Genomic DNA, 23698 nt, shown 5'->3' with positions numbered 1-23698 from the left:
AACGCCGTAGCGCCGATGGTAGTGTGGGGTCTCCCCATGTGAGAGTAGGGAACTGCCAGGCATCAAACAAGTGAAGAGGCCATCCGCAAGGATGGCCTTTTTGCGTTTCTACACCTGCTTCCTTTCCATAAACAAATCACCTATCCCCCCATATATACGGTAAACTATCCCGGTTTTTGCATCAGGATAGCGTCTATGAATCACTCCCTTAAGCCCTGGAATACCTTTGGTATTCAACGGAATGCTAATCAAATTGTACGTGCCGAAAGTGCTCAGCAGTTGCTGAATGCATGGCAAAACGCAACAGGAAACGGTGAACCCGTACTTATTCTGGGCGAAGGAAGTAATGTCCTGTTTCTCGATGATTTTGCGGGGACGGTAATCGTCAATCGCATCATGGGGATTGAGTGTAAAGAGAGCGCTGAAAGCTGGCATTTACACGTGGGTGCTGGCGAGAACTGGCACCATCTGGTGCAATATACCCTTGAAAAAGGGATGCCCGGACTGGAAAACCTGGCCCTGATCCCGGGCTGTGCAGGATCATCTCCTATTCAAAACATCGGTGCCTACGGCATCGAACTGAAACACGTCTGCGAATATGTCGATTGCATCGAACTCGCGACCGGAACGGCGAAGCGCCTGACCGCAGAGCAGTGCCGCTTTGGTTATCGCGACAGCATTTTCAAGCACGATTATCAGGATCGTTTCGTCATTGTGGCCGTTGGTCTGCGCCTGGCGAAAGCCTGGAAACCCGTTCTGACTTACGGCGATCTGACCCGTCTTGACCCGGCTACCGTCACACCGCGTGAGGTATTTGATTCCGTATGCCACATGCGCATGACCAAGCTCCCGGACCCGAAAGTCAACGGAAATGCGGGCAGTTTCTTCAAAAACCCGGTGATCAGCAGCGAAAATGCAAAAGCATTTCTCGCTGGCTGGCCAACGGCCCCGCATTATCCTCAGGCGGATGGCAGCGTGAAGCTGGCCGCAGGCTGGCTTATCGATCAGTGTGAATTAAAAGGTACTACTCTTGGTGGCGCTGCTGTTCATCGTCAGCAGGCGCTGGTACTGATCAACCAGTCCAACGCGACAAGTGAGGATGTCGTCAACCTGGCGCACCATGTTCGTCAGCGCGTGGGCGAAAAATTCAACGTCTGGCTGGAGCCTGAAGTTCGCTTTATTGGCCGAACGGGCGAAGTGAATGCCGTGGAGACCATTGCGTGAAGGACAATACTATTCCGTTAACTCTCATCGGTATCCTTGCTGATGGCGAGTTTCATTCTGGCGAGCAGCTGGGCGAACAGCTGGGCATGAGCCGCGCTGCCATCAATAAACATATTCAAACGCTCCGCGACTGGGGCGTGGATGTGTTTACGGTGCCGGGAAAAGGCTACAGCCTGCCGGAACCGATCCAGTTACTGAATGAAGAGATCATCCGCAGCCAGATTGGGCACGGTAACGTCGCGGTATTGCCGGTCATTGATTCGACGAACCAGTATCTGCTGGATCGCCTGAGCGAGCTGAAATCCGGTGATGCCTGCGTTGCCGAGTACCAACAGGCAGGACGTGGCCGCCGGGGGCGTAAGTGGTTCTCACCATTTGGCGCCAACCTCTACCTTTCCATGTACTGGAGGCTTGAACAGGGGCCAGCTGCGGCCATCGGGCTGAGCCTGGTCATCGGCATTGTGATGGCAGAGGTGCTGCATGATCTGGGTGCCGATCAGGTGCGGGTAAAATGGCCCAACGATCTGTATCTCAACGATCGGAAGCTGGCGGGGATCCTGGTCGAACTGACGGGAAAAACAGGCGATGCCGCACAGATCGTTATTGGAGCGGGGCTGAACATGGTGATGCGAAACGTGCAGAACGATGTCGTGAACCAGGCCTGGACCAACCTACAGGAAGCGGGGATCACCATCGATCGCAATACGCTTGCCGTCCGCATGATCAATGAGTTGCGTAGTTCGCTGACGCTCTTTGAACAGGAGGGGTTAGCGCCATTCCTGTCCCGCTGGGAAAAGCTGGATAACTTTATTAACCGACCGGTGAAGCTGCTGATTGGGGATAAAGAGATTTACGGCACATCACGCGGCATTGACGCGCAGGGTGCGTTGCTTCTTGAACAGGATGGTGTGATTAAGCCCTGGGTGGGCGGTGAAATTTCGTTACGAAGTGCAGAGTAACCCTCTCCCCACAGGGGAGAGGGTGTAGCAGCTCATCACTGCGGATACGGCACCCAATCCCCGGCATTCAGTCGGACATAAGGCTTATTCTGATACTGGATCACCACCGCATTGGCGTTTTCCGATACCTCCGCCGTCTGCGGCAGCCCGCTGGTGAGCTGATCCCAGTTCACGCTATCTTCCACAAACAGCTTACCGTCTACTGCGCGAGCGACCAGTTCCGAGATAGCCAGATAGCTGCTTGGCTGGGTGATCTCAACTGGCGCTCCCTGATGCGGCGCCTTCATGCCAAAGAACTTAATCCCGGCCGGAACGTTAGTGATGGACGGGCTTGGGATATCGCGCAGACCAGACACCTGCATCCTGTCGCCTTTCAGCGCTCCCCCATGTTCCGGTACTACCACCACCATCACTTTGCGGCCTGATTTTTCCAGCTCGTTGAAGAACGCGTTCAGCTCGTCAAAGAACTTCTGCGCACGGGCCTTATAATCGGCCGTTTTACTCACGCCGGGATAATGGTTCCCGTCGTGCAGCGGCAGCGTGTTATAGAACGTCGCACTACGTGTCCCTTCCTCTTTGCCGACGGTATCTAACCAGCGCTGAAGCACGGCGGTATCGTCATACACCGGCGAGCCATCAAAGCCCAGCAACGTGACCGGCAGCCCTTTCTGGTCCATCAGCGGGGCCTGCATGCCACCCTGTTCACGTACTTCTTTCAGGAAGTTACCGAACTGACCGTTATGACCCATCATCAGGTGCTGGGTAAAGCCCAGTTTTGCCAGGTTATCAAACAGATAACACTGGTTAGCTGCCGGCTGGTAGAGGTTCTTATGCGAAGGCTGTCCGCAGCTGGCGCGCAGCAGGCGGATAGCCGCCGGGCCGCTGTACGACGTGGCCGAGTTGAAGTCCTTGAACTGAATATCGAAATGCGACCACAGCGGGTGCGACATCAAACCAGCCGCGTCAACGTCAGCCCAGGACAGAGAACAGATGTTAATGACCAGCAGCTCAAACGGCTGAGCATCGGCAGGCAGCGCGTCCGGGAATTTCGTCTGACGCTTATCTTCCGCAGCGTAAAAACTGGAGAGCCACGCGTTCAGGTTCGTGGATGTCGGCGGTGCAGTCTGCGCTGGAATATCCCCAACCACAGGCGTATCCCCTGCTGTCGCGACGGTCGCGGCGGCGGAACCGCCCGTGGTGGTCACGGTTGTCGTCGGCTGACCGGCTGGCCACAGCGAGAAGCTCGGGCCCGTCAGCGTCAGGACGTTAAGCCAGATCATAATCGCGACGACAAACACCGTCACCCGGATCCACTGAGACAGGAACAGCCAGGCGACCAGCAGGACAAATACCGCGCCAATCATCTGCCAGTTAATAAAGCGCTCAACCAGATCGAGCATATAGTCCGCACTGAAACCTGCGACCTGGGAGCCCTGGCTCATGATGCTTTCAGGGCCGGGCAGCCAGGTATCATGCCAGAACAGGGCGAAACCGATGGGGATAGCGACCCAGTGACGTATACGGTGCAGCCTGAGGTTCGGGATTGGCATCAGCAGGAATGCCATAAACACCAGGTTAAGCAGAGGGTGGAAATTAAGATAGCCTGCCCACAGCAGACCAAACTTCACCAGAAAGTAGAAATTCCAGCCGGACAGGCCGCGCCAGTATTGCCAGAGTGGCGATGGCGCCGAAGAGGTATAGGTAGAATTAGTCATGTTTTCGGTTTGCCTTGACGTTCGGAGCGCGACTCAGTGTTCCGGCGGGTTTAATATAGCGAGGTTTGACGAACAGTAATCTGACCGTATCGCGAATACGGCGCAGGGAATGGCGTGCATAGTAGCCAAGCGGCAAAAAAATCAGCGCGCACAGAACAACCAGTTGGATGATATCGCTGATATTCATAATGGCGCGCTCTCCTTGTTCTCATCCAGTAAGCGTAGCGGCTCAGGTACCCGACGCCAGACATGCCCGTCATGTTTCGCGTTCAGAACCGGTTTGGCACCGCTTGTCACAGGCAACGGTTTCGCCCACTTTTCAGGAGCCAGGGCACGCATCTGGACAAGCTCAGCGCTGATCAAATTATCTTCAAACCAGACCATGCGGTTCGAGAAGATATCCCCGGTAGGAAGCGGGAAGATATGGTTAAGCGCCGTATCCAGATCGTTCACCCGGCAGAAGGAGAGGAACAGCACCAGGCGGTTATCGCCAATGGTCATGATATCCCCGATACGGTTAGGGCGGCACAGAGTAAGCGCCTGCTCAACGCGAATACCCGGCACGGGGCGCAGGGCAACCATCACCCCTTTTCCGTCTGCCGGTAACAGCGTATTGCTCATCATGTTGCCCACCGCATCGCAGAAGGTGTCCCATTTCTGGTAGCCGCGCAGTTTCATCGGCTGCGTCATTGAAAGCAGGGTGCTGATATCTTCCGGAACATGTCGATTAAACTGCTGGCCCTGGATGCTTTCGATCAGCGTCAGACAGCGCGACAGGGGAGCATTCCACGGGATGACCATGTTCGCGCCGCAGCCCAGTAATAAGCGCTCATCGGTGGCGCGCAGGCTGGTATTATTTTCACGCACCACAATTTTTAACGCGCTGCCGCGCTGGCGACGTAATGTGTGAATGTGCCTTGCCAGCGTTTCTATTTGGTTATTCTGGATCAACGAGAAAATAATGGTCGCCGCCTGCGTGGTGCGCGCCTCATCAAATAAGGCTTCATTGGTATCGAACAGTGACCAGTGCTCAGACAGTGCAGGCGCACCTTCCAGTACCGCAATATGGCTCAGAACGCGTTTTTCATCACTGCGTGGCTGAACTACCGTCTCTTCCTGTTGAGCAAGATGCCACTCATCCCCGATATGTTTGAGGGTAAGTTGTTGTCGGGAGCTTACCCCTTTTTCATTGCACCAGAAAGCCACGTCGTAAAGATGGCTGTCGGTCTGGACACGAATACTGGCCAGGCCATAGAGAGAACGGTATTCACTCATTAAAAGTGAAAAAAGCTTGTCATTATTACTGCCTGGGTTAACAACCAATAAGGTGCAATTTTGATTTTTTGCCCATCTGTTGATTCTTTCCAGCCATTTCAGCAGTTTTTCAGAGGGGATATTTTGCAGGCCGTTATTAGAGCATTTTAGAATCAGTAAATAGTGTTCAGGAACAATAGAACACTGAATATCGCGGGGTAAAAAGTATAGACTGTCAGCCTCCGCAGGCATGGAAAATAATCGTACTGTCTGGGGTCCACGGTCACTGTCGAGCCTGATGATTGACTTTGGCTCATCGCCCATCGTAATTATGGCTACGCGGGAATCCTTCCCCTGCGCCGCTATCGTCTGGTTTACCAGACTGATGGCATCTTCATTACGATCCGTATTAACCCACCAGACTCCTCCGACTGGCATGTGGCGCAATTCGTCCCATAATGACTGGATGCCAATAGAAAATATGGAGTCCACGGTGTCCCTCTTTTCGTCGAATTTCTATGTCTCTCAGTTTACTAGCGAAAGCGTAGAAATAAACCTAACATTGAAATTAAAGAACATCAGATTTAGCATGTAAATGAAATTTAGTGGGCAGGACGCCTCGCTGCATCTGAATCTTATGATTTTACTCAAAGGGATGAAAAAAGAATGCAAAATAACGAACCCGCAACCCCAGTCGACTCAAGTCTGGGTTACACATTCCAGAACGATTTTTTGGCACTCACGCAGGCTTTTTCTTTGCCTGAAATAGATTACACCGATATTTCCCAGCGGGAACAGTTGGCGGCGGCTATTAAACGTTGGCCGTTATTAGCTGAGTTTGCCCAACAACAATAAGGAAGCCATTGATGGCTGTACTAGGATTACAGGGCGTCCGTGGTGGGGTGGGTACAACTTCCGTTACCGCGGCGCTGGCGTGGTCATTGCAGGTATTAGGTGAATCGGTACTGGTCATTGATGCCTGTTCCGATAATTTGCTGCGCATGTCATTCAATGTCGACTTTACGCATGCAAACGGCTGGGGACGTGCGCTTCTGGACGATAAAGACTGGCGGGATGCGGGTTTGCGTTATACCTCCCAGCTCGATTTGCTTCCCTTTGGTCAATTGACCGAAACCGAGCGCGGGAATGAAGCCGCGTACCAGCGCCTGTTCTCTCGCTTCATCACCGCATTGCAGAGCCTGAAAGAGAGCGGGCACTACCAGTGGATCCTGCTGGACCTGCCGCACGGTGCCGCGTCGTTGACCCGCCAGCTGCTGGCGCAGTGCGACCATGTGCTCTCCATCGCGAACGTAGATGCGAATTGTCATATCCGTCTGCATCAGCAGCCGATGCCTGCCAATGCCCATATTCTGATCAACGATCTGCGCATTGGCAGCCAGATCCAGGACGATCTCTACCAGGTCTGGCTCCAGAGTCAGCGCCGCCTGTTGCCGATGGTGATCCATCGTGACGAAGCGATGGCGGAGTGCCTCGCGTCCAAACAACCCCTCGGGGAGTACCGTAGCGATTCACTGGCGGCGGAAGAGATCCTGACGCTGGCCAACTGGTGTCTGCTGCACTTTGCTAAACGGCCGGAGCCTGCCGGGAGTTCAGTATGAGCCGCCTGACTAACTGGCTGCTCATTCCGCCGGTCAGTTCGCGCTTAAGTGAACGCTACCGCCATTACCGTCATCACGGCGCCTCGTCGCTGAGCGCAGCGCTGGGCTGTTTGTGGATGATTCTGGCGTGGATGTTCATCCCCCTCGAGCATCCCCGCTGGCAACGCATTCGCGCGCGCCACGGTGAACTCTATCCGCATATCAACCCTGACAAGCCGCGTCCGCTGGATCCCGCGCGCTACGCTATTCAGTCCATCTGGCTACTGACGACCTCAACGGGCGCGGAGAAAAAAACGTCCCGCTGGCGCAGCTTCGATCGTGTGCAGAACCTGCGTGAACACTACCACCAGTGGCTTGACCGGCTACCCGACCGGGTGGGCGACAAAACGGGTCATTTAGATAACCAAAAAGAGCTCGGGCACCTACACCCGGGCTTGCGGCGTTTTATTCTCGGCGTGGTTGTGGTGTTCTCGCTGATTCTTGCGCTGGTCTGTATTACCCAGCCTTTCAACCCGCTGGCGCAGTTCACCTTCCTGATCCTGCTGTGGGGCGTGGCGCTGCTGGTGCGGCGCATACCAGGGCGTTTTTCTGCCCTGATGCTGATTGTGCTATCGCTGACCGTTTCCTGCCGCTACATCTGGTGGCGATATACCTCAACGCTGAACTGGGACGATCCGGTCAGCCTGGTGTGCGGCTTAGTGCTGCTGTTTGCTGAGACTTACGCCTGGATCGTGCTGGTGCTGGGTTACTTCCAGGTTATCTGGCCGCTGAATCGACAGCCGGTGCCGCTGCCAAAAGACACGACCCAGTGGCCTACGGTGGACCTCTTCGTGCCGACCTACAACGAAGACCTGTCGGTGGTAAAAAACACCATTTACGCCGCGCTGGGTATCGACTGGCCGAAGGATAAAATCAAAATCTGGATCCTCGATGACGGTGGCCGCGCCGAGTTCCGCCAGTTCGCGGACGAAGTGGGGGTAGAGTACATCGCCCGTACCACGCATGAACACGCGAAAGCCGGTAACATCAACAATGCGCTGAAATATGCCAAAGGGGAATTCGTCTCTATTTTCGACTGCGACCACGTGCCAACGCGCTCGTTCCTGCAAATGACCATGGGCTGGTTCCTGAAGGAGAAAGAGCTTGCGATGATGCAGACGCCGCACCACTTCTTCTCACCGGACCCGTTTGAACGTAACCTCGGTCGTTTTCGTAAAACCCCGAACGAGGGCACGCTGTTCTATGGCCTGGTGCAGGACGGGAACGACATGTGGGACGCCACGTTCTTCTGCGGCTCCTGTGCGGTGATCCGCCGGAAACCGCTGGATGAAATTGGCGGGATCGCCGTCGAGACGGTCACGGAAGATGCGCACACCTCGCTGCGTCTGCACCGTCTTGGCTATACCTCGGCCTACATGCGTATTCCTCAGGCGGCGGGGCTGGCCACGGAATCCCTGTCGGCGCACATCGGCCAGCGTATTCGCTGGGCCCGCGGCATGGTGCAAATTTTCAGGCTCGATAACCCGCTGATGGGTAAAGGGCTGAAGCTGGCGCAACGGCTGTGCTACGTCAACGCCATGTTCCACTTCCTGTCGGGTATTCCACGGCTTATCTTTCTCACAGCGCCGCTGGCGTTCCTGCTCCTTCACGCTTACATCATCTATGCGCCTGCGCTGATGATTGCCCTGTTCGTTCTGCCGCACATGATCCACGCCAGCCTGACGAACTCGAAGATTCAGGGGAAATATCGGCACTCCTTCTGGAGTGAAATTTACGAAACGGTGCTGGCCTGGTACATCGCGCCGCCAACCATGGTGGCGCTGATTAACCCGCATAAAGGGAAATTCAACGTCACCGCGAAGGGCGGGCTGGTGGAAGAGGAGTATGTCGACTGGGTGATCTCCCGGCCCTATATCTTCCTGGTGCTGCTGAATATTGTGGGCGTGATTGTTGGGATCTGGCGCTACTTCTACGGCCCGGAAAACGAAATTCTGACGGTCTTCGTGAGTATGGCGTGGGTGTTTTATAACCTGATTATCCTCGGTGGCGCGGTGGCGGTATCGGTGGAGAGCAAGCAGGTTCGCCGCGCGCATCGCGTCGAAATCAGCATGCCAGCGGCCATTGCCCGCGACGATGGACATCTCTTCTCCTGTACCGTACATGACTTTTCGGATGGCGGTCTGGGTATCAAGATCAACGGTCAGGCGAAGGTGCTGGAGGGGCAGAAGGTCAACCTACTGCTTAAGCGCGGCCAGCAGGAGTATGTCTTCCCGACGCAGGTGGTGCGTGTGAGAGGAAATGAAGTGGGTCTGCAACTGATGCCGCTGACCAAAAAACAACACATTGATTTTGTGCAGTGTACGTTTGCCCGCGCGGATACGTGGGCTCTCTGGCAGGACAGCTTCCCTGAGGATAAGCCTCTGGAAAGCCTGCTGGATATTCTTAAGCTGGGGTTCCGTGGCTATCGTCACCTTGCAGAATTTGCCCCGTCGTCGGTGAAATTAATTTTCCGGTCACTTACTTCACTGGTTTCCTGGGTCGTGTCGTTCATTCCGCGTCGACCTGAGCGAGATGAAGCGAAGCAGGCGGACCCGGTTATGGCTCAACAATGATGATAACGCGATGAAAACAAAACTTTCCTGGTTATGTGCAGTGGCAATGGGGATGAGTGCGCTCCCTGCAACAGTGGCTAACGCGGCGCCTGATAACGCAGCGACCACGCCCGCGCCAACGGTGCCTGTCGTCGCGCAAGCGACCGATCCGGCTGTGACGGCCGCGCCGGGGCAGACGGAGAACGTTGTCCCGAATCAGCCGACGACGGGGAATACGCTGCCCGGCGACAACCCGGTGGTTGGGCAGGTCATGCCTGGCGTGCCGGGAGCCAGTGCGCCGGTGGTTGCCGAAAATACGCCGTCGCGTGACGTTAAGCTGACGTTTGCCCAGATCGCGCCTCCTCCGGGCAGTATGGTTCTGCGCGGCATCAACCCAAATGGCGGTATCGAATTCGGTATGCGCAGTGATGAAGTCGTGTCGAAAGCGGTGCTCAACCTGGAATACACCCCATCGCCGTCGCTGCTGCCGGTGCAGTCCCAGCTTAAGGTCTATCTGAATGACGAGCTAATGGACGTCCTGCCCGTCACCAAAGAGCAACTGGGTAAGAAAACCCTGGCTCAGGTGCCGATTAATCCGCTGTTTATCACCGACTTTAACCGCGTGCGTCTGGAGTTTGTCGGCCACTACCGCGATGTCTGTGAAAACCCGGCCAGCAGAACCCTGTGGCTGGATGTCGGGCGTAACTCTTCGCTTCAGATGACCTATCAGCCGCTGGCGTTGAAAAACGATCTCTCCGCCTTCCCGGTGCCGTTCTTCGACCCGCGTGATAACCGTCCGCTGAATCTGCCGATGGTCTTTGCCGGCTCGCCGGATGTGACCGAACAGCTGGCGGCCTCTATCGTGGCATCCTGGTTTGGTTCCCGCTCCGGCTGGCGTGGTCAAAGTTTCCCGGTCATGTACGACAAAATGCCAGACAAAAACGTGATTGTGTTTGCCACCAACGCCAAACGCCCGGCATTCCTGCGTGACCATCCGGAGGTGAAAGCACCCACCATCGAGATGATCAGCCATCCGGACAATCCGTACGTGAAGCTGCTGGTGATCTTCGGCCGTGATGACAAAGATCTGGTGCAGGCGGCGAAGGGCATTGCGCAGGGAAATATCCTGTTCGGCGGTAACAGCGTTGTGGTGGATGAGGTGAAACCGCTGCTGGCGCGTAAGCCTTATGATGCGCCGAACTGGGTACGTACCGACCGGGCAATCACCTTTGGCGAGCTGAAAACCTATGAAGAGCAATTGCAGTCAACCGGGCTTGAACCTTCTCCTGTCAGCCTGTCGCTGAACCTGCCGCCGGATCTCTATCTGCTGCGCACCAACGGCATTGATATCAACCTGAACTACCGTTACACCGCGCCGGCAACCAAAGACAGCTCGCGCATGGATATCAGCCTCAACAACCAGTTCCTGCAATCGTTCAGCCTGACCAGCAGCCAGGAGACAAACCGGTTGATGCTTCGTCTGCCTGTATTGCAGGGGCTGCTGGATGGCAAAACCGATGTGTCGATCCCGGCGCTGAAGCTCGGTGCGGTGAACCAGCTGCGGTTTAACTTCCAGTATATGAACCCCATGCCGGGTGGATCGGTGGAAAACTGTATTACCTTCCAGCCGGTGCAAAACCACGTGGTGATTGGCGATGATTCCACGATCGACTTCTCGAAGTATTACCACTTTATCGCGATGCCGGATCTGCGTGCCTTTGCTAACGCCAGCTTCCCGTTCAGCCGCATGGCTGATCTCTCTGAATCGATTGTCGTGATGCCAAAAGCGGCCAACGAAGGTCAGGTTGCCACGCTGCTGGACACCATGGGCACCGTTGGGGCGCAAACCGGCTTGCCGGCTATCAACGTGACGGTGACGGATGACGGTAGTCAGATCCAGAACAAAGATGCCGATATCATGGTCATCGGCAACATTCCGGACAAGCTGAAAGACGAGAAGCGCGTCGATCTGCTGGTGCAGGCGGCTCAGTCATGGGTCAACACGCCGCTGCGTCAGACCGAGTTCCCGAGCATCATGCCGGACAGCGGCGATCGTCAGGCCAATATCAGGACGACCGTAAGTTCAACGGGTCCGATGGCCGCGATTGTCGGCTTCCAGTCGCCGTATAACGACCAGCGCAGCGTTATCGCCCTGCTGGCGGACAGCCCACGCGGCTATGAGCTGCTCAACACGGCCATGAACGACAGCGGTAAACGGGCAGCAATGTTCGGTTCCGTCTCGGTGATCCGTGAGTCGGGGGTAAACAGCCTGCGCGTGGGGGATGTCTACTACGTCGGTCATCTGCCGTGGTTCGAACGCCTGTGGTACGCCCTGTCTAACCACCCGGTGCTGCTGGCCGTGCTGGCTGCGCTCAGCGTCGTATTGCTGGCATGGGTACTGTGGCGTCTGCTGCGAATCATCAGCCGTCGTCGTCTTAACCCGGACCATGAGTAAGCGGTGATGAAAATCTTTCGCGGGTGTGTAGTCGCAGCGTTGATGCTGACGGCGGCGAATCTTCACGCCGCCTGTCGCTGGCCTGCCTGGGAGACGTTCAAGCAGGATTATATGAGCGAAAGTGGGCGGGTCATTGATCCCAGTGACGCGCGCAAAATCACCACCTCCGAAGGGCAAAGCTACGGGCTGTTCTTTGCCCTCGCGGCAAACGATCGCAAGGCGTTCGATCTGCTGCTGGCATGGACGCGCGATAACCTTGCCGAGGGAGATTTAGCCCAACATCTCCCGGCCTGGCTGTGGGGAAAAAAGGACGACGAAACCTGGGCGGTTATCGACCCTAACTCCGCGTCTGATGCCGATATCTGGATTGCCTGGTCGCTGCTTGAAGCCGGGCGGCTGTGGAAAAATCCCGATTACACGCGCACGGGTAAGGCGCTGTTGACGCGCATTGCCAGTGAGGAAGTGGTGAAGGTGCCGGGGCTGGGTTCTATGCTGCTGCCGGGTAAAGTCGGTTTTGCCGAAGAGAATGTCTGGCGCTTTAACCCCAGCTACCTGCCGCCGCAGCTTGCGAGCTATTTCACTCGTTTTGGCGCGCCGTGGACGACGCTCCGTGAAACTAACCTGCGTCTGCTGCTGGAGACCGCGCCTAAAGGATTTTCCCCGAACTGGGTGAAATACCAAAAAAAGGGCGGCTGGCAGCTGTCGCAGGATGCATCCCTGATCGGCAGCTACGATGCGATTCGCGTCTATCTGTGGGTAGGGATGATGAACGATAACGATCCGCAGAAAGCCCGGCTACTGGCGCGTTTCAAGCCCATGGCGACCACCACAATCAAACAAGGCTTGCCGCCGGAGAAAGTGGATGTAGCAACCGGGAAACGCACCGGAGATGGGCCGGTAGGGTTTTCTGCCTCTCTCCTTCCGTTTTTACAAAACCGGGACGCGCAGGCGGTGCAACGCCAGCACGTCGCCGATCGTTTTCCCGATAACAATGCTTATTACAGCTACGTTCTGACCCTCTTTGGACAAGGGTGGGATCAGCATCGTTTTCGTTTCACCGTGCAAGGTGAATTACTACCGGATTGGGGCCAGGAATGCGCACGTTCACACTGAATCTACTCACCTTATCGCTTGGCCTGGCGCTAATGCCCCTGGCCCAGGCCGCCAACTCCCCGCAGCAGAGACAGCTGCTGGAACAGGTCCGTCTGGGGGAATCCACCCAGCGTGAGGATTTAGTGCGCCAGTCGCTCTATCGCCTTGAGCTGATCGACCCCAACAACCCGGACGTGATTGCCGCGCGCTTCCGCTACCTGTTACGACAGGGCGATACGGCGGGCGCGCAAAAAGAGCTGGATCGCCTGAAAGGAATGGCACCCGATTCCAGTGCCTACCAGTCCTCCCGTACTACCATGCTGCTTTCCACGCCGGATGGTCGCCAGGCCCTCCAGCAGGCTCGCCTGCTTGCCACCACCGGGCACACGCAGGAAGCCATTGCTGCGTATGACAAACTGTTTGACGGTAAGCCGCCCAGCGGCGACATCGCGACGGAGTACTGGAACGTGGTGGCGAAAGAGCCAGCCCGCCGCAACCTGGCCATTAATCAGCTTAAGAAAATAAACGCCAGCAGTCCGGGCAACGTCCCGCTACAGTCCTCGCTGGCACAGCTTCTGTTCCAGAGCGGACGGCGTGATGAAGGGTTCGCGGTGTTGCAGGAGATGGCCAAATCGAATAATGGCCGCAGTCAGGCGTCGGACATGTGGTACCAGCAGATCAAAGATCAGCCGGTCAGCAGCGCCAGCGTCACCGCGCTGCAACAATACCTGAGCGTATTCAGCGATGGCGATAACGTGACGGCGGCGCGCACCCAGCTTGAAGCACAGCAAAAACAGCTCGCCGATCCGGCGTTCCGCGCCAAAGCCGAAGGGTTAGCCGCAGTGGATGCCGGGCAGGGCAGTAAAGCGGTAACGGAGTTGCAAAAAGCAGTCAGCGCCAACCACGCTGACAGTGAAGCCGTAGGCGCTCTGGGGCAGGCCTATTCTCAGAAAGGCGATCGCGCGCGTGCGGTTGCGCAGTTTGAAAAGGCGATCGCCCTCGATCCGCAGAGCGATAACCGGGGCAAATGGGACAGCCTGCTGAAGGTCAACCGATACTGGCTGCTGATCCAGCAGGGGGATAACGCCCTGAAAGCCAACAATACGGCCCAGGCCGAACGCTATTACCAGCAGGCGCGCAATATCGACAATACTGACAGCTACGCGGTTCTGGGGCTCGGTGATGCGGCGGCGGCGCGCAAAGATAACGACGCGGCCGAGCGCTATTACCGCCAGGCGTTGCGGATGGACAGCGGCAACAGCAACGCGGTGCGCGGTCTCGCTAATATTTATCGCGCGCAGTCTCCGGAGAAGGCGACGCAGTTTATTCAGTCGCTCTCTGCCAGCCAGCGCCGCAGCATTGATGATATTGAACGTAGCCTGACGAACGAGCAGCTGTCAGCCCAGGCTGAACAGCTGGAAAGCGAGGGGAAATATGCGCAGGCCGCAGAAATTCAGCGCCGACGCCTTGCGCTTTCCCCGGGCGACGTGTGGATCACCTACCGACTGTCACGCGATCTGTATAGCGCGGGTCAGCGCAGCCAGGCGGATAACCTGATGCGTCAGCTGGCAAGTCAGAAACCGGGCGATCCGGATCAGGTTTACGCCAGCGGGCTGTACCTGTCCGGTAACGATCAGGACCGGGCGGCGCTGGCGCATCTGAACACGCTGCCGCGCGACAAGTGGAACGGCAACATTCAGGCGCTGGCGGACCGCCTGCAAAGTAACCAGGTGCTGGAAACCGCCAACCGCCTGCGCGACAGTGGAAAAGAGCAGGAGGCGGAAACGTTGCTTCGCCAGCAGCCTCCGTCCACCCGTATCGACCTGACGCTGGCGGACTGGGCTGAACAGCGGGGCGATCATGAGGCCGCGAAAACCGCCTACAACACCATTCTGCAACGCGAACCGCAGAACGAAGACGCGATCCTCGGCCTGACCGAGGTCTATCTTGCTCAGGGCAACAAGGACGCGGCGCGCGCGGCGCTGGCGAAACTGCCCGCGGCACAGAACGGCGAACCGCTCTCCATCAATATGCAGCGCCGGCTTGCCATGGCGCAGGCCGGACTGGGTGATCCTGCCGCGGCAGAAAAGACCTTCAACGCCATTCTTCCGCAGGCCAAATCGCAGCCGCCTTCGATGGAAAGTGCGCTGGTGATGCGCGATGCCGCCCGTTTCCAGGCACAAAATGGTCAGCCTCAGCAGGCGCTGGACACCTGGAAAGATGCGATGGTCTCATCGGGCATCACAACGACCCGTCCCACCGATAACGACAGCTTTACGCGACTCACGCGTAACGATGAGAAAGATGACTGGCTGAAGCGCGGCGTGCGCAGCGATGCAGGCGATCTTTATCGTCAGCAGGATCTGAACGTCACGCTGCAACACGACTACTGGGGCTCCAGCGGCACGGGAGGCTATTCCGACCTGAAAGCGCACACCACCATGCTCCAGGTTGATGCGCCGCTGTCGGATGGACGTATGTTCTTCCGTAGCGATCTGGTCAATATGAACGCCGGTTCCTTTGACACCGATAACGGAACTTACGATCCGACATGGGGTACCTGTGCCGAAACGCCATGTCACGGCAGCACGAACCAGTCGGCCAACGGCGCCAGCGTGGCCGTCGGCTGGCAGAACAAAACCTGGGCGTGGGATATCGGTACAACGCCGATGGGCTTCGACGTGGTCGATGTGGTGGGCAGCCTGAGCTACAGCAACGATTTAGGGCCGATTGGCTACACCCTGAACGCCCATCGCCGTCCGATTTCCAGCTCGGTGCTGGCCTTCGCCGGGCAAAAAGATCCCAATACCGACACCACCTGGGGCGGCGTGCGTGCCACCGGTGGCGGCGTGAGCATGAGCTACGACAAAGGCGAAGCTAACGGTATCTGGTCAAGCCTGAGTGCCGACAGCCTCACCGGGAAGAATGTCGAAGATAACTGGCGCGTCCGCTGGATGACCGGCTATTACTACAAGCTCATCAATCAGAACAACGAACGCCTGACGGTGGGCGTGTCCAACATGCTCTGGCATTACGATAAGGATTTAAGTGGCTATTCGCTGGGCCAGGGCGGTTACTACAGTCCCCAGGAGTATGTGTCGTTCGCCTTACCGGTGAACTGGCGTAAACGCACAGAGAACTGGTCATGGGAGCTGGGCGGCTCCGTCTCCTGGTCTCATTCAAAAACAAAAGATGTGATGCGTTATCCGTTACAGGGGCTGATCCCGGACAATGAGCCAGGCCGTTATACCGATAAAGGTGTGATGGAAACCGGAAGTAGCTCGTCAGGCACGGGTTATACCGCAAGGGCGATTGTTGAACGCCGCGTGACGTCCAACTGGTTTGTCGGTCTGGGCGTCGATATTCAGGAAGCAAAAGACTATACCCCGAGCCATGCGCTGCTCTACGTTCGGTATTCTGCCGCGGGCTGGCAGGGTGATATGGACTTACCACCGGAACCGCTGGTGCCTTATGCAGACTGGTGATCGGATTTTTACTTAATCTAATTGTAAGTCTCTCTTAAAAGTGCAGCTATCGGGTATACTCGGACGCACCAGGTTTACACCCTGGTGCGCCCTGCGCTTCGAGTTTTGTGGAGAGTCATTTTGCGTGTCAGCCGTTCCTTAACGATCAAACAGATGGCGATGGTGTCTGCCGTCACAATGCTGTTTGTCTTCATCTTCTGCGTCATTTTGCTGTTTCACTCCGTACAGCAGAATCGCTACAACACGGCTTCGCAACTGGAAAGTATTGCCCGCTCGGTGCGGGAACCCCTGTCAGCCTCGATCCTGAAAGGGGATATCCCCGAGGCGGAATCCATCCTGAAGCGCATTCAGCCCGCTGGTATCGTGAGCCGCGCGGATGTTGTACTGCCGAACCAGTTCCAGGCGCTGCGGATGAGCTTTATCCCGGAGCGTTCCGTCCCGATGATGGTGATGCGCCTGTTTGAACTGCCGGTGCAAATTTCCCTGCCTCTCTACTCCCTGGAAAGACCGGCTAACCCGCAACCGCTGGCCTACCTGGTGCTACAGGCCGACTCGTACCGCATGTATAAATTCGTCATGAGTTGGGTTGCTACATTAGTGACCACTTACTTACTTTTGACATTAATGCTGAGCGTGGCGCTGACGTGGTGTATCAACCGGTTAATTGTGCATCCGTTGCGCCGCATAGCCCGGGAGCTGAACGACCTCTCTCCACAGGAGCACATGGGGCATCAGCTTCCGTTGCCGCGCCTGCATCACGACGATGAAATTGGCATGCTGGTCCGCAGTTACAATATCAACCAGCAGCGTGTCCTGCGTCAGCAGGAAGAGCTCAGTAGCAACGCCACCCGTTTTCCGGTATCTGATCTGCCAAACAAAGCGTTTTTAATGGCCTTGCTGGAGCAGACCGTCGCCCGCCAGCAGACCACCGCGCTGATGGTGATTGCCTGCGAAACCTTGCAGGACACGGCGGGCGTGCTGAAAGAGAGCCAGCGCGAAATGCTGTTACTGACGCTGGTGGAAAAGGTGAAATCCGTTCTGGCGCCGCGCATGGTGCTCACCCAGGTCAGCGGCTATGACCTGGTGGTGATCGCGAACGGTGTTAAAGAGCCGTGGCACGCCATTACGCTAGGTCAGCAAGTACTCACTGTCATTAATGAGCGGCTGCCCATTCAGGGTATCCAGCTTCGCCCGAGCGCCAGCATCGGTATTGCGATGTACTCCGGGGGGCTGACCGCCGAGCAGCTTTATCGTCGGGCTTTCTCGGCCGCGTTCACCGCGCGGCGGAAAGGGAAAAACCAGATCCAGTTCTTTGATCCGGAGCAGATGGAAAAAGCCCAGCAGCGCCTGACGGAAGAGAGCGACATTCTGACGGCGATGGACAATCGCCAGTTTGCGCTCTGGCTACAGCCGCAGGTCAATTTGCGCACGGGTGAAGTGACCAGCGCCGAAGCGTTGCTGCGTATGCAACAGCCGGACGGCACGTGGGAGCTGCCTGAAGGGATGATCGAACGTATCGAGTCCTGCGGCCTGATGGTCACCGTCGGCTACTGGGTGCTGGAAGAGTCTTGCCGCCAGCTTGCGGCCTGGCAACAACGGGGCATCACGCTGCCGCTGTCGGTGAATCTCTCTGCGCTACAGCTGATGCACCCGACCATGGTGCCGGAGATGCTTGAGTTGATCCATCGCTACCGCATCCAGCCCCACACGTTGATCCTGGAAGTCACCGAGAGCCGTTGTATCGATAATCCTGACGACGCTGTCGCCATCCTGAAACCGCTGCGTAATGCCGGGATCCGCATTGCGCTGGACGATTTCGGTATGGGGTATTCCGGCCTGCGTCAGCTCCAGCACATGAAAACGTTGCCGGTGGACGTCCTGAAAATCGACAAAACCTTTGTGGAAGGGCTGCCGGAGGATTGCAGCCTGGTGCAGGCCATTATTCAGATGGCGCACAGCCTGAATCTGCACGTCATTGCCGAGGGTATTGAAACCGACGCCCAGCGTGAGTGGCTGGCTGCGGCGGGCGTAGAGAGCGGACAGGGCTTCCTGTTTGATCGCGCCGTACCGACGGATATCTTTGAGCAACGCTATCTCGCCGACGCTGGCAATAACGCAAAAGTGTAATTTTGTTGCTGGCTTGTGCGAGCCAGCTCAAAGTTCTTAACATTTGTGTTTCAAATTTGAACCCCGTTTATTTCTGTCCTGTTATGTGGGTGTTATTTTAAAGCCGCAGGTTAACCATAACCTTACAAAGCCTGTAGTTTTTCTTTCCAGGGACACCCTATGAAAACCTCACTCTTCAAAAGTCTTTACTTCCAGGTCCTGACAGCCATCGCCATCGGTATTCTGCTCGGTCACTACTACCCGGAGCTGGGCGCGCAGATGAAACCGCTTGGCGACGCGTTCGTTAAGCTCATCAAAATGATCATCGCGCCGGTCATTTTCTGTACCGTGGTGACCGGTATCGCTGGCATGGAAAGCATGAAGGCGGTCGGGCGTACGGGGGCGGTTGCCCTGCTGTACTTCGAGATTGTCAGTACCATCGCGCTGATTATCGGCCTGATTATTGTCAACGTGGTACAGCCTGGCGCGGGCATGAACGTTGACCCGGCCACGCTGGATGCGAAAGCGGTGGCGGTTTACGCTGAACAGGCGAAAGATCAGGGGATTGTTGCCTTCCTGCTGGACGTGATCCCGAGCAGCGTGATTGGCGCGTTCGCCAGCGGAAACATCCTCCAGGTACTGCTGTTTGCCGTGCTGTTTGGCTTTGCCCTGCACCGTCTTGGCAGCAAAGGCCAGCTGATTTTTAACGTCATTGAAAGCTTCTCGCAGGTTATCTTCGGCATCATCAACATGATTATGCGTCTGGCCCCGATTGGCGCCTTTGGCGCGATGGCCTTCACCATCGGGAAATACGGCGTCGGCACGCTGGTACAGCTGGGCCAGCTGATCGTCTGCTTCTACATCACCTGTATTCTGTTTGTGGTGGTGGTGCTCGGCTCCATCGCCCGTGCGACCGGCTTCAGCATCTTCAAATTTATCCGTTACATTCGTGAAGAGCTGCTGATTGTCCTCGGCACATCCTCTTCGGAGTCCGCGCTGCCGCGTATGCTCGATAAAATGGAAAAGCTGGGCTGCCGTAAGTCAGTGGTGGGGCTGGTTATTCCTACGGGCTACTCTTTTAACCTGGATGGCACCTCGATATACCTGACGATGGCGGCGGTCTTTATTGCCCAGGCCACTAATAGCCACATGGATATCTTCCATCAGATTACGCTGCTGGTGGTGCTTCTGCTCTCTTCAAAAGGGGCGGCGGGCGTAACGGGCAGCGGATTTATCGTGCTGGCGGCCACCATTTCGGCGGTGGGCCATCTGCCGGTGGCGGGCCTGGCCCTGATCCTCGGTATTGACCGCTTTATGTCTGAAGCCCGTGCGTTAACCAACCTGGTCGGCAATGGCGTGGCGACGATTGTGGTGGCGAAGTGGGTGAAAGAGCTGGATCACAAGAAGCTTAACGATACGCTGAATAACCGCACATCTGAGGACAAAACCCCCGGTTTATCCTCTTAATCCCTCATAAATGCCCGTATTCCCTTGTGGGGATGCGGGCACCTGCGCATAATAACCGTTCATGCCTGTCATAATTCGACAAGATTTTTTTTGGGTATATTTCACTTCCGCCCGTGACGTTTAGCTGAACACGCTGTCTAATCGGAAGGTTTTCATCGTCATCTTTGAGTGCTCACGTCGCGAGACACTCTCTTTAACCAGGAATGTTGATCAGGGGTTCACATGCAGGGCACAAAAATTCGACTCTTAACCGGCGGTTTGCTGATGATGGCAGCAGCCAGTTATGTGCAGGCAGATGCGCTCCAGCCAGACCCGGCCTGGCAACAGGGAACACTGGCGAACGGTTTCCAGTGGCAGGTATTATCCACTCCGCAACGTCCGAGCGATCGCATTGAAATCCGTCTTTCTGTGAATACCGGCTCCCTCACTGAAAGCACCCAGCAGACCGGCTTAAGCCACTTTATTCCTCGACTGGCGCTCACCCAGAGCGGCAGTTTGCAGGCGGTTCAGGTGCGTTCTTTATGGCAACAGGCCATCGATCCGAAACGCCCGCTGCCCCCGGCTGTGGTCTCCTATGACTACACCATGTTTAACCTGAGCCTGCCCAACAACCGTAACGATCTGCTTAAAGAAGCGCTTACCTATCTATCCGATGCCACCGGCAAACTGGCGATTACGCCTGAGACCGTAAACTATGCGTTGAGCAACAGCGACATGGTGGCGACCTGGCCGACGGATACCAAAGAAGGCTGGTGGCGCTACCGCCTGAAAGGGTCCACTCTGCTTGGCCACGACCCGGCAGAACCGCTGAAACAGCCGGTGGATGCAGAGCAGGTGAAATCTTTCTACCAGCAGTGGTACACCCCGGATGCCATGACCCTCATTGTAGTGGGCAACGTGGACAGCCGTGCGGTGATAGAGCAGATCAACAAAGCCTTTGGCGATCTGAAAGGGAAGCGTGAAACGCCTGCCCCTGTTCCTACCTTGTCCCCGCTGCGTCCTGAGACGGTCAGCATCATGACGGATACCGTGCGTCAGGATCGTCTTTCAATGATGTGGGATACGGCCTGGCAGCCGATCCGCGAGTCTTCTGCGCTGCTGCGTTACTGGCGTGCGGATCTCGCGCGTGAAGCGCTGTTCTGGCACGTTCAGCAGACGCTCAGCAAGAACAACGTGAAAGATATTGGCCTGGGCTTTGACTGCCGTGTGCTGTTCCAGCGCGCCCAGTGCGCCATTAACGTGGAATCGCCGGGCGATAAGCTCAATGCCAATCTCGGCGTGGTGGCGAAAGAGCTGGCTAAAGTGCGTAAAGAGGGCCTGTCTGAAGAGGAGTTTAACGCGCTGGTGGCGCAGAAATCCCTTGAATTGCAGAAACTGTTCGCCACCTATGCCCGCGCCGATACCGATATCTTAATCAGCCAGCGCATTCGCTCCTTGCAGAATCAGGTGGTGGATATCGCGCCGGAGCAGTATCAGAAACTGCGTCAGGACTTCCTGAACGGTCTGACCGTGGAGATGCTGAATCAGGATCTGCGCCAGCAGTTGTCGCAGGATATGGCGTTGATTCTGTTACAGCCGAAAGGTGAGCCGGAATATGACATGAAAGAGTTGAAGGCCACCTGGAACGCCATCATGGCGACGGCGCCGCAGCCAGCGCAAACGGCAGCCGATGATTTACATCAGGATGCGAGCGATATTCCGCAGGGCCAGTAAGCCCTGCGTCCCCTCTCCCTGTGGGAGAGGGTTAGGGTGAGGGCATCAGCCCGCCCAGTCCTTAAGCAGGCATCGCCTCGCGCGGAATAATCGCTCCGCGATACTGAATCACCGTGCTGGCCGTTAAATGACCGCGCTGCGCCGCCGCTTCCGGCGTACCTCCCGTCAGACGTACCGCCAGATACCCCGCGCTGAAAGAATCTCCCGCCGCAGTGGTATCGATCACTTTCTCTTTCGCCAGCTTCACCGCCGGGACCTCTGTCACGGCTTCACCTGCAACCGCCACCAGGCAAGACTCCGCCCCGCGCTTGATCACCACTTCGCTGACCCCGGCAGCCTGCGTCCGGGCGATGACCTCATCAACCGGTTTTTCGCCCCACAGAGCATCTTCATCATCCAGCGTCAGGAAGGCGATATCGGTGCATTCGAGCATCTGCTGGTAGACCTGCTGCGTCTCTTCGCGGCTGGCCCACAAACGTGGACGGTAGTTGTTATCGAAAATCACCTTACCGCCATTGGCACGGCATTCGCGCAGCAGTGACAGCAGCTTTTCACGGCTCTCCTGGCTCAGGATCGCCAGGCTGATCCCGCTCAGGTAGAGATAATCGAAGGTCGCCAGTTCTTCGCAAATGGCAGCGGCGGCCTCGCTTTCCAGCCAGAATTTGGCGGCCGCTTCATTACGCCAGTAATAGAAGGTGCGCTCGCCGGTGCTGTCGGTTTCGATGTAGTACAAACCCGGCAGGCGGTTTTCCATTCGCTGGATCAGCGAGGTCCCAACGTTTTCACCCTGCCAGGCTTCCAGCATCTGCTGGCTGAAGCTGTCCGTTCCCAGCGCGGTAACGTAGCTCACGCTCAGCGCGTCGGGGGAGACCTGACGGGCAATGTAAACGGAGGTGTTCAATGTATCGCCACCAAAACCGCGGCTGACTTCCGCGCCTTTCTGGGACAGCTCAATCATGCATTCGCCAATCACGGCAATTTTTTTAGACATAGTCGTGAACCTGAACAAAGTAATTAAGGGTAGTGTGCGCTGTGTGTTTTTTATGGTCAACTATATTAAAACGACGTTCCATTATTTTTTTTGAGCCAGCGCGTATTCCGGCATATTTCTGTCATCTTAATTTCATTTTCCCGGTGAATTGAACATAAAGTTCTCACCTGGCGGGCCGATAACTCAGTGACGAGTCCAGAAAGGCTATCCCATACAACAGGACATCCGAAATGAAGTCAGAGCAGGTTATCCAGCGGCTGAGCACTACGCCTGAGGCAAGTATTGAGAACTTGCAGGAGCATCGCTACTGGCTGCAATGTGAGCGAGCGTACACTTATCAGCCCATCTACCGTACCGACGGTCGGTTAATGGCGATTGAGGTGTTAACGGTCGTCACTCATCCATCGAATCCTTCAAAGCGTATTGCACCGGACCGCTATTTTGCGGAGGTTGCCGTGCGTCAGCGTATCGACGTGCTGGAAGAGCAGCTGAGAATGCTGGCGACGAAGCAGGCGTTCTTCGAGCAGCACGGTATTCTGGCGTCGGTGAACGTGGATGGCCCCACCCTGATGGCGTTACGTCAGAATGCGACGTTGCAGGCGCTGATTGCTACCTTGCCGTGGATGCGCTTCGAGCTGGTGGAACATGTTCAGCTGCCGCAGGACTCCTCGTTTGCCTCGATGTGTGAGTTTGGCCCGCTGTGGCTGGATGATTTCGGTACCGGTATGGCCAACTTCTCCGCCCTGAGCGAAGTGCGTTATGACTACATCAAAGTGGCCCGCGATCTGTTTATCATGCTGCGCCAGACGCCGGAGGGACGGAACCTGTTTACGATGCTCCTGCAACTGATGAACCGCTATTGCCAGGGCGTCATTGTGGAAGGCGTAGAAACGCTGGAGGAGTGGCGCGACGTGCAAAATTCTCCGGCAGCGGCGGCACAGGGTTATTTCCTCTCTCGTCCTGTCCCCATGGATACCCTGGAAAAGGTGATAACCAGCCTCTGATCTGCCCGCTTCCCTTTGTCTGA

The 23698-nt window shown here is 56.4% G+C and carries 16 protein-coding genes; 12 read left to right on the top strand and 4 right to left on the bottom strand.

The window, feature by feature from the left end; translation table 11 throughout:
• Positions 1-195: 195 nt before the first annotated feature.
• Both murB and birA read left to right on the top strand, forming a co-directional pair.
• Positions 196-1224 carry a UDP-N-acetylmuramate dehydrogenase gene (gene murB / locus ACOTXD_RS19430; protein WP_022652019.1) on the top strand — a complete coding sequence of 343 codons (1029 nt, stop codon included), beginning with the start codon at positions 196-198 and terminating at the stop codon, positions 1222-1224.
• Positions 1221-2183, top strand: coding sequence for a bifunctional biotin--[acetyl-CoA-carboxylase] ligase/biotin operon repressor BirA (birA, locus tag ACOTXD_RS19425; RefSeq protein ID WP_003861169.1), 963 nt, complete (start codon positions 1221-1223; stop codon positions 2181-2183). Before murB ends, birA begins: the two co-directional genes overlap by 4 nt.
• A 35-nt stretch (positions 2184-2218) precedes the next feature.
• Here birA and bcsG read toward each other — a convergent pair whose 3' ends face one another.
• The 3 genes from bcsG to bcsE are packed head-to-tail and all read right to left on the bottom strand — an operon-like array spanning position 2219 to position 5644.
• On the bottom strand, positions 2219-3898 hold the full coding sequence (bcsG, locus tag ACOTXD_RS19420; RefSeq protein WP_023315007.1) for a cellulose biosynthesis protein BcsG: 1680 nt from the start codon (positions 3896-3898) through the stop codon (positions 2219-2221).
• On the bottom strand, positions 3891-4085 hold the full coding sequence (gene bcsF / locus ACOTXD_RS19415; protein ID WP_003861172.1) for a cellulose biosynthesis protein BcsF: 195 nt from the start codon (positions 4083-4085) through the stop codon (positions 3891-3893). Before bcsF ends, bcsG begins: the two co-directional genes overlap by 8 nt.
• Positions 4082-5644 carry a cellulose biosynthesis c-di-GMP-binding protein BcsE gene (gene bcsE, locus ACOTXD_RS19410; protein ID WP_045337726.1) on the bottom strand — a complete coding sequence of 521 codons (1563 nt, stop codon included), beginning with the start codon at positions 5642-5644 and terminating at the stop codon, positions 4082-4084. The genes bcsF and bcsE overlap by 4 nt, the downstream gene beginning before the upstream one ends.
• A gap of 174 nt (positions 5645-5818) precedes the next feature.
• On the opposite strand from bcsE, the gene bcsR reads away from it, so the two are divergent.
• The 9 genes from bcsR to ACOTXD_RS19365 all read left to right on the top strand — a co-directional run bounded on the left by bcsR (position 5819) and on the right by ACOTXD_RS19365 (position 21680).
• Positions 5819-6007 carry a cellulose biosynthesis protein BcsR gene (gene bcsR / locus ACOTXD_RS19405; RefSeq protein WP_003861175.1) on the top strand — a complete coding sequence of 63 codons (189 nt, stop codon included), beginning with the start codon at positions 5819-5821 and terminating at the stop codon, positions 6005-6007.
• Between the two features lie 11 nt (positions 6008-6018).
• A complete protein-coding gene (gene bcsQ / locus ACOTXD_RS19400; protein ID WP_003861177.1) occupies positions 6019-6771 on the top strand; it encodes a cellulose biosynthesis protein BcsQ in 753 nt (250 codons plus the stop codon).
• Positions 6768-9383 (top strand): UDP-forming cellulose synthase catalytic subunit, encoded by a 2616-nt coding sequence (bcsA, locus tag ACOTXD_RS19395; RefSeq protein ID WP_022652015.1) that lies wholly within the window; start codon positions 6768-6770, stop codon positions 9381-9383. The genes bcsQ and bcsA overlap by 4 nt, the downstream gene beginning before the upstream one ends.
• Positions 9384-9393: 10 nt before the next feature.
• Positions 9394-11817 (top strand): cellulose biosynthesis cyclic di-GMP-binding regulatory protein BcsB, encoded by a 2424-nt coding sequence (gene bcsB / locus ACOTXD_RS19390; protein WP_421766478.1) that lies wholly within the window; start codon positions 9394-9396, stop codon positions 11815-11817.
• 6 nt (positions 11818-11823) lie between these two features.
• Complete coding sequence (bcsZ, locus tag ACOTXD_RS19385) at positions 11824-12930, top strand: cellulose synthase complex periplasmic endoglucanase BcsZ (RefSeq protein WP_061856047.1); 1107 nt, start codon at positions 11824-11826, stop codon at positions 12928-12930.
• A complete protein-coding gene (bcsC, locus tag ACOTXD_RS19380) occupies positions 12912-16394 on the top strand; it encodes a cellulose synthase complex outer membrane protein BcsC (protein WP_061856048.1) in 3483 nt (1160 codons plus the stop codon). The genes bcsZ and bcsC overlap by 19 nt, the downstream gene beginning before the upstream one ends.
• 120 nt (positions 16395-16514) lie before the next feature.
• Entirely contained in the window at positions 16515-18521 is a 2007-nt protein-coding gene (gene hmsP, locus ACOTXD_RS19375) for a biofilm formation regulator HmsP (RefSeq protein ID WP_003861186.1), read from the top strand.
• 159 nt (positions 18522-18680) lie between these two features.
• The gene (dctA, locus tag ACOTXD_RS19370; RefSeq protein ID WP_015571524.1) at positions 18681-19967 is read left to right on the top strand and encodes a C4-dicarboxylate transporter DctC; all 1287 of its coding nucleotides are present in this window, start codon (positions 18681-18683) and stop codon (positions 19965-19967) included.
• 222 nt (positions 19968-20189) lie between these two features.
• The gene (locus tag ACOTXD_RS19365; RefSeq protein WP_003861190.1) at positions 20190-21680 is read left to right on the top strand and encodes a M16 family metallopeptidase; all 1491 of its coding nucleotides are present in this window, start codon (positions 20190-20192) and stop codon (positions 21678-21680) included.
• A 61-nt stretch (positions 21681-21741) separates the two neighbouring features.
• Here ACOTXD_RS19365 and ACOTXD_RS19360 read toward each other — a convergent pair whose 3' ends face one another.
• A complete protein-coding gene (locus tag ACOTXD_RS19360) occupies positions 21742-22671 on the bottom strand; it encodes a sugar kinase (protein ID WP_003861191.1) in 930 nt (309 codons plus the stop codon).
• 230 nt (positions 22672-22901) lie between these two features.
• Between ACOTXD_RS19360 and pdeH the strand changes: the two genes are divergently transcribed.
• Positions 22902-23675 carry a cyclic-guanylate-specific phosphodiesterase gene (gene pdeH / locus ACOTXD_RS19355; protein ID WP_023314999.1) on the top strand — a complete coding sequence of 258 codons (774 nt, stop codon included), beginning with the start codon at positions 22902-22904 and terminating at the stop codon, positions 23673-23675.
• Positions 23676-23698: the final 23 nt, after the last annotated feature.

The organism is Enterobacter cloacae complex sp. CDL013 (assembly GCF_049238805.1).
GTDB lineage: Bacteria > Pseudomonadota > Gammaproteobacteria > Enterobacterales > Enterobacteriaceae > Enterobacter > Enterobacter hormaechei_C.
Note: the sequence above shows the minus strand (reverse complement) of the source record. Positions and strands in the feature narration are given on the sequence as shown.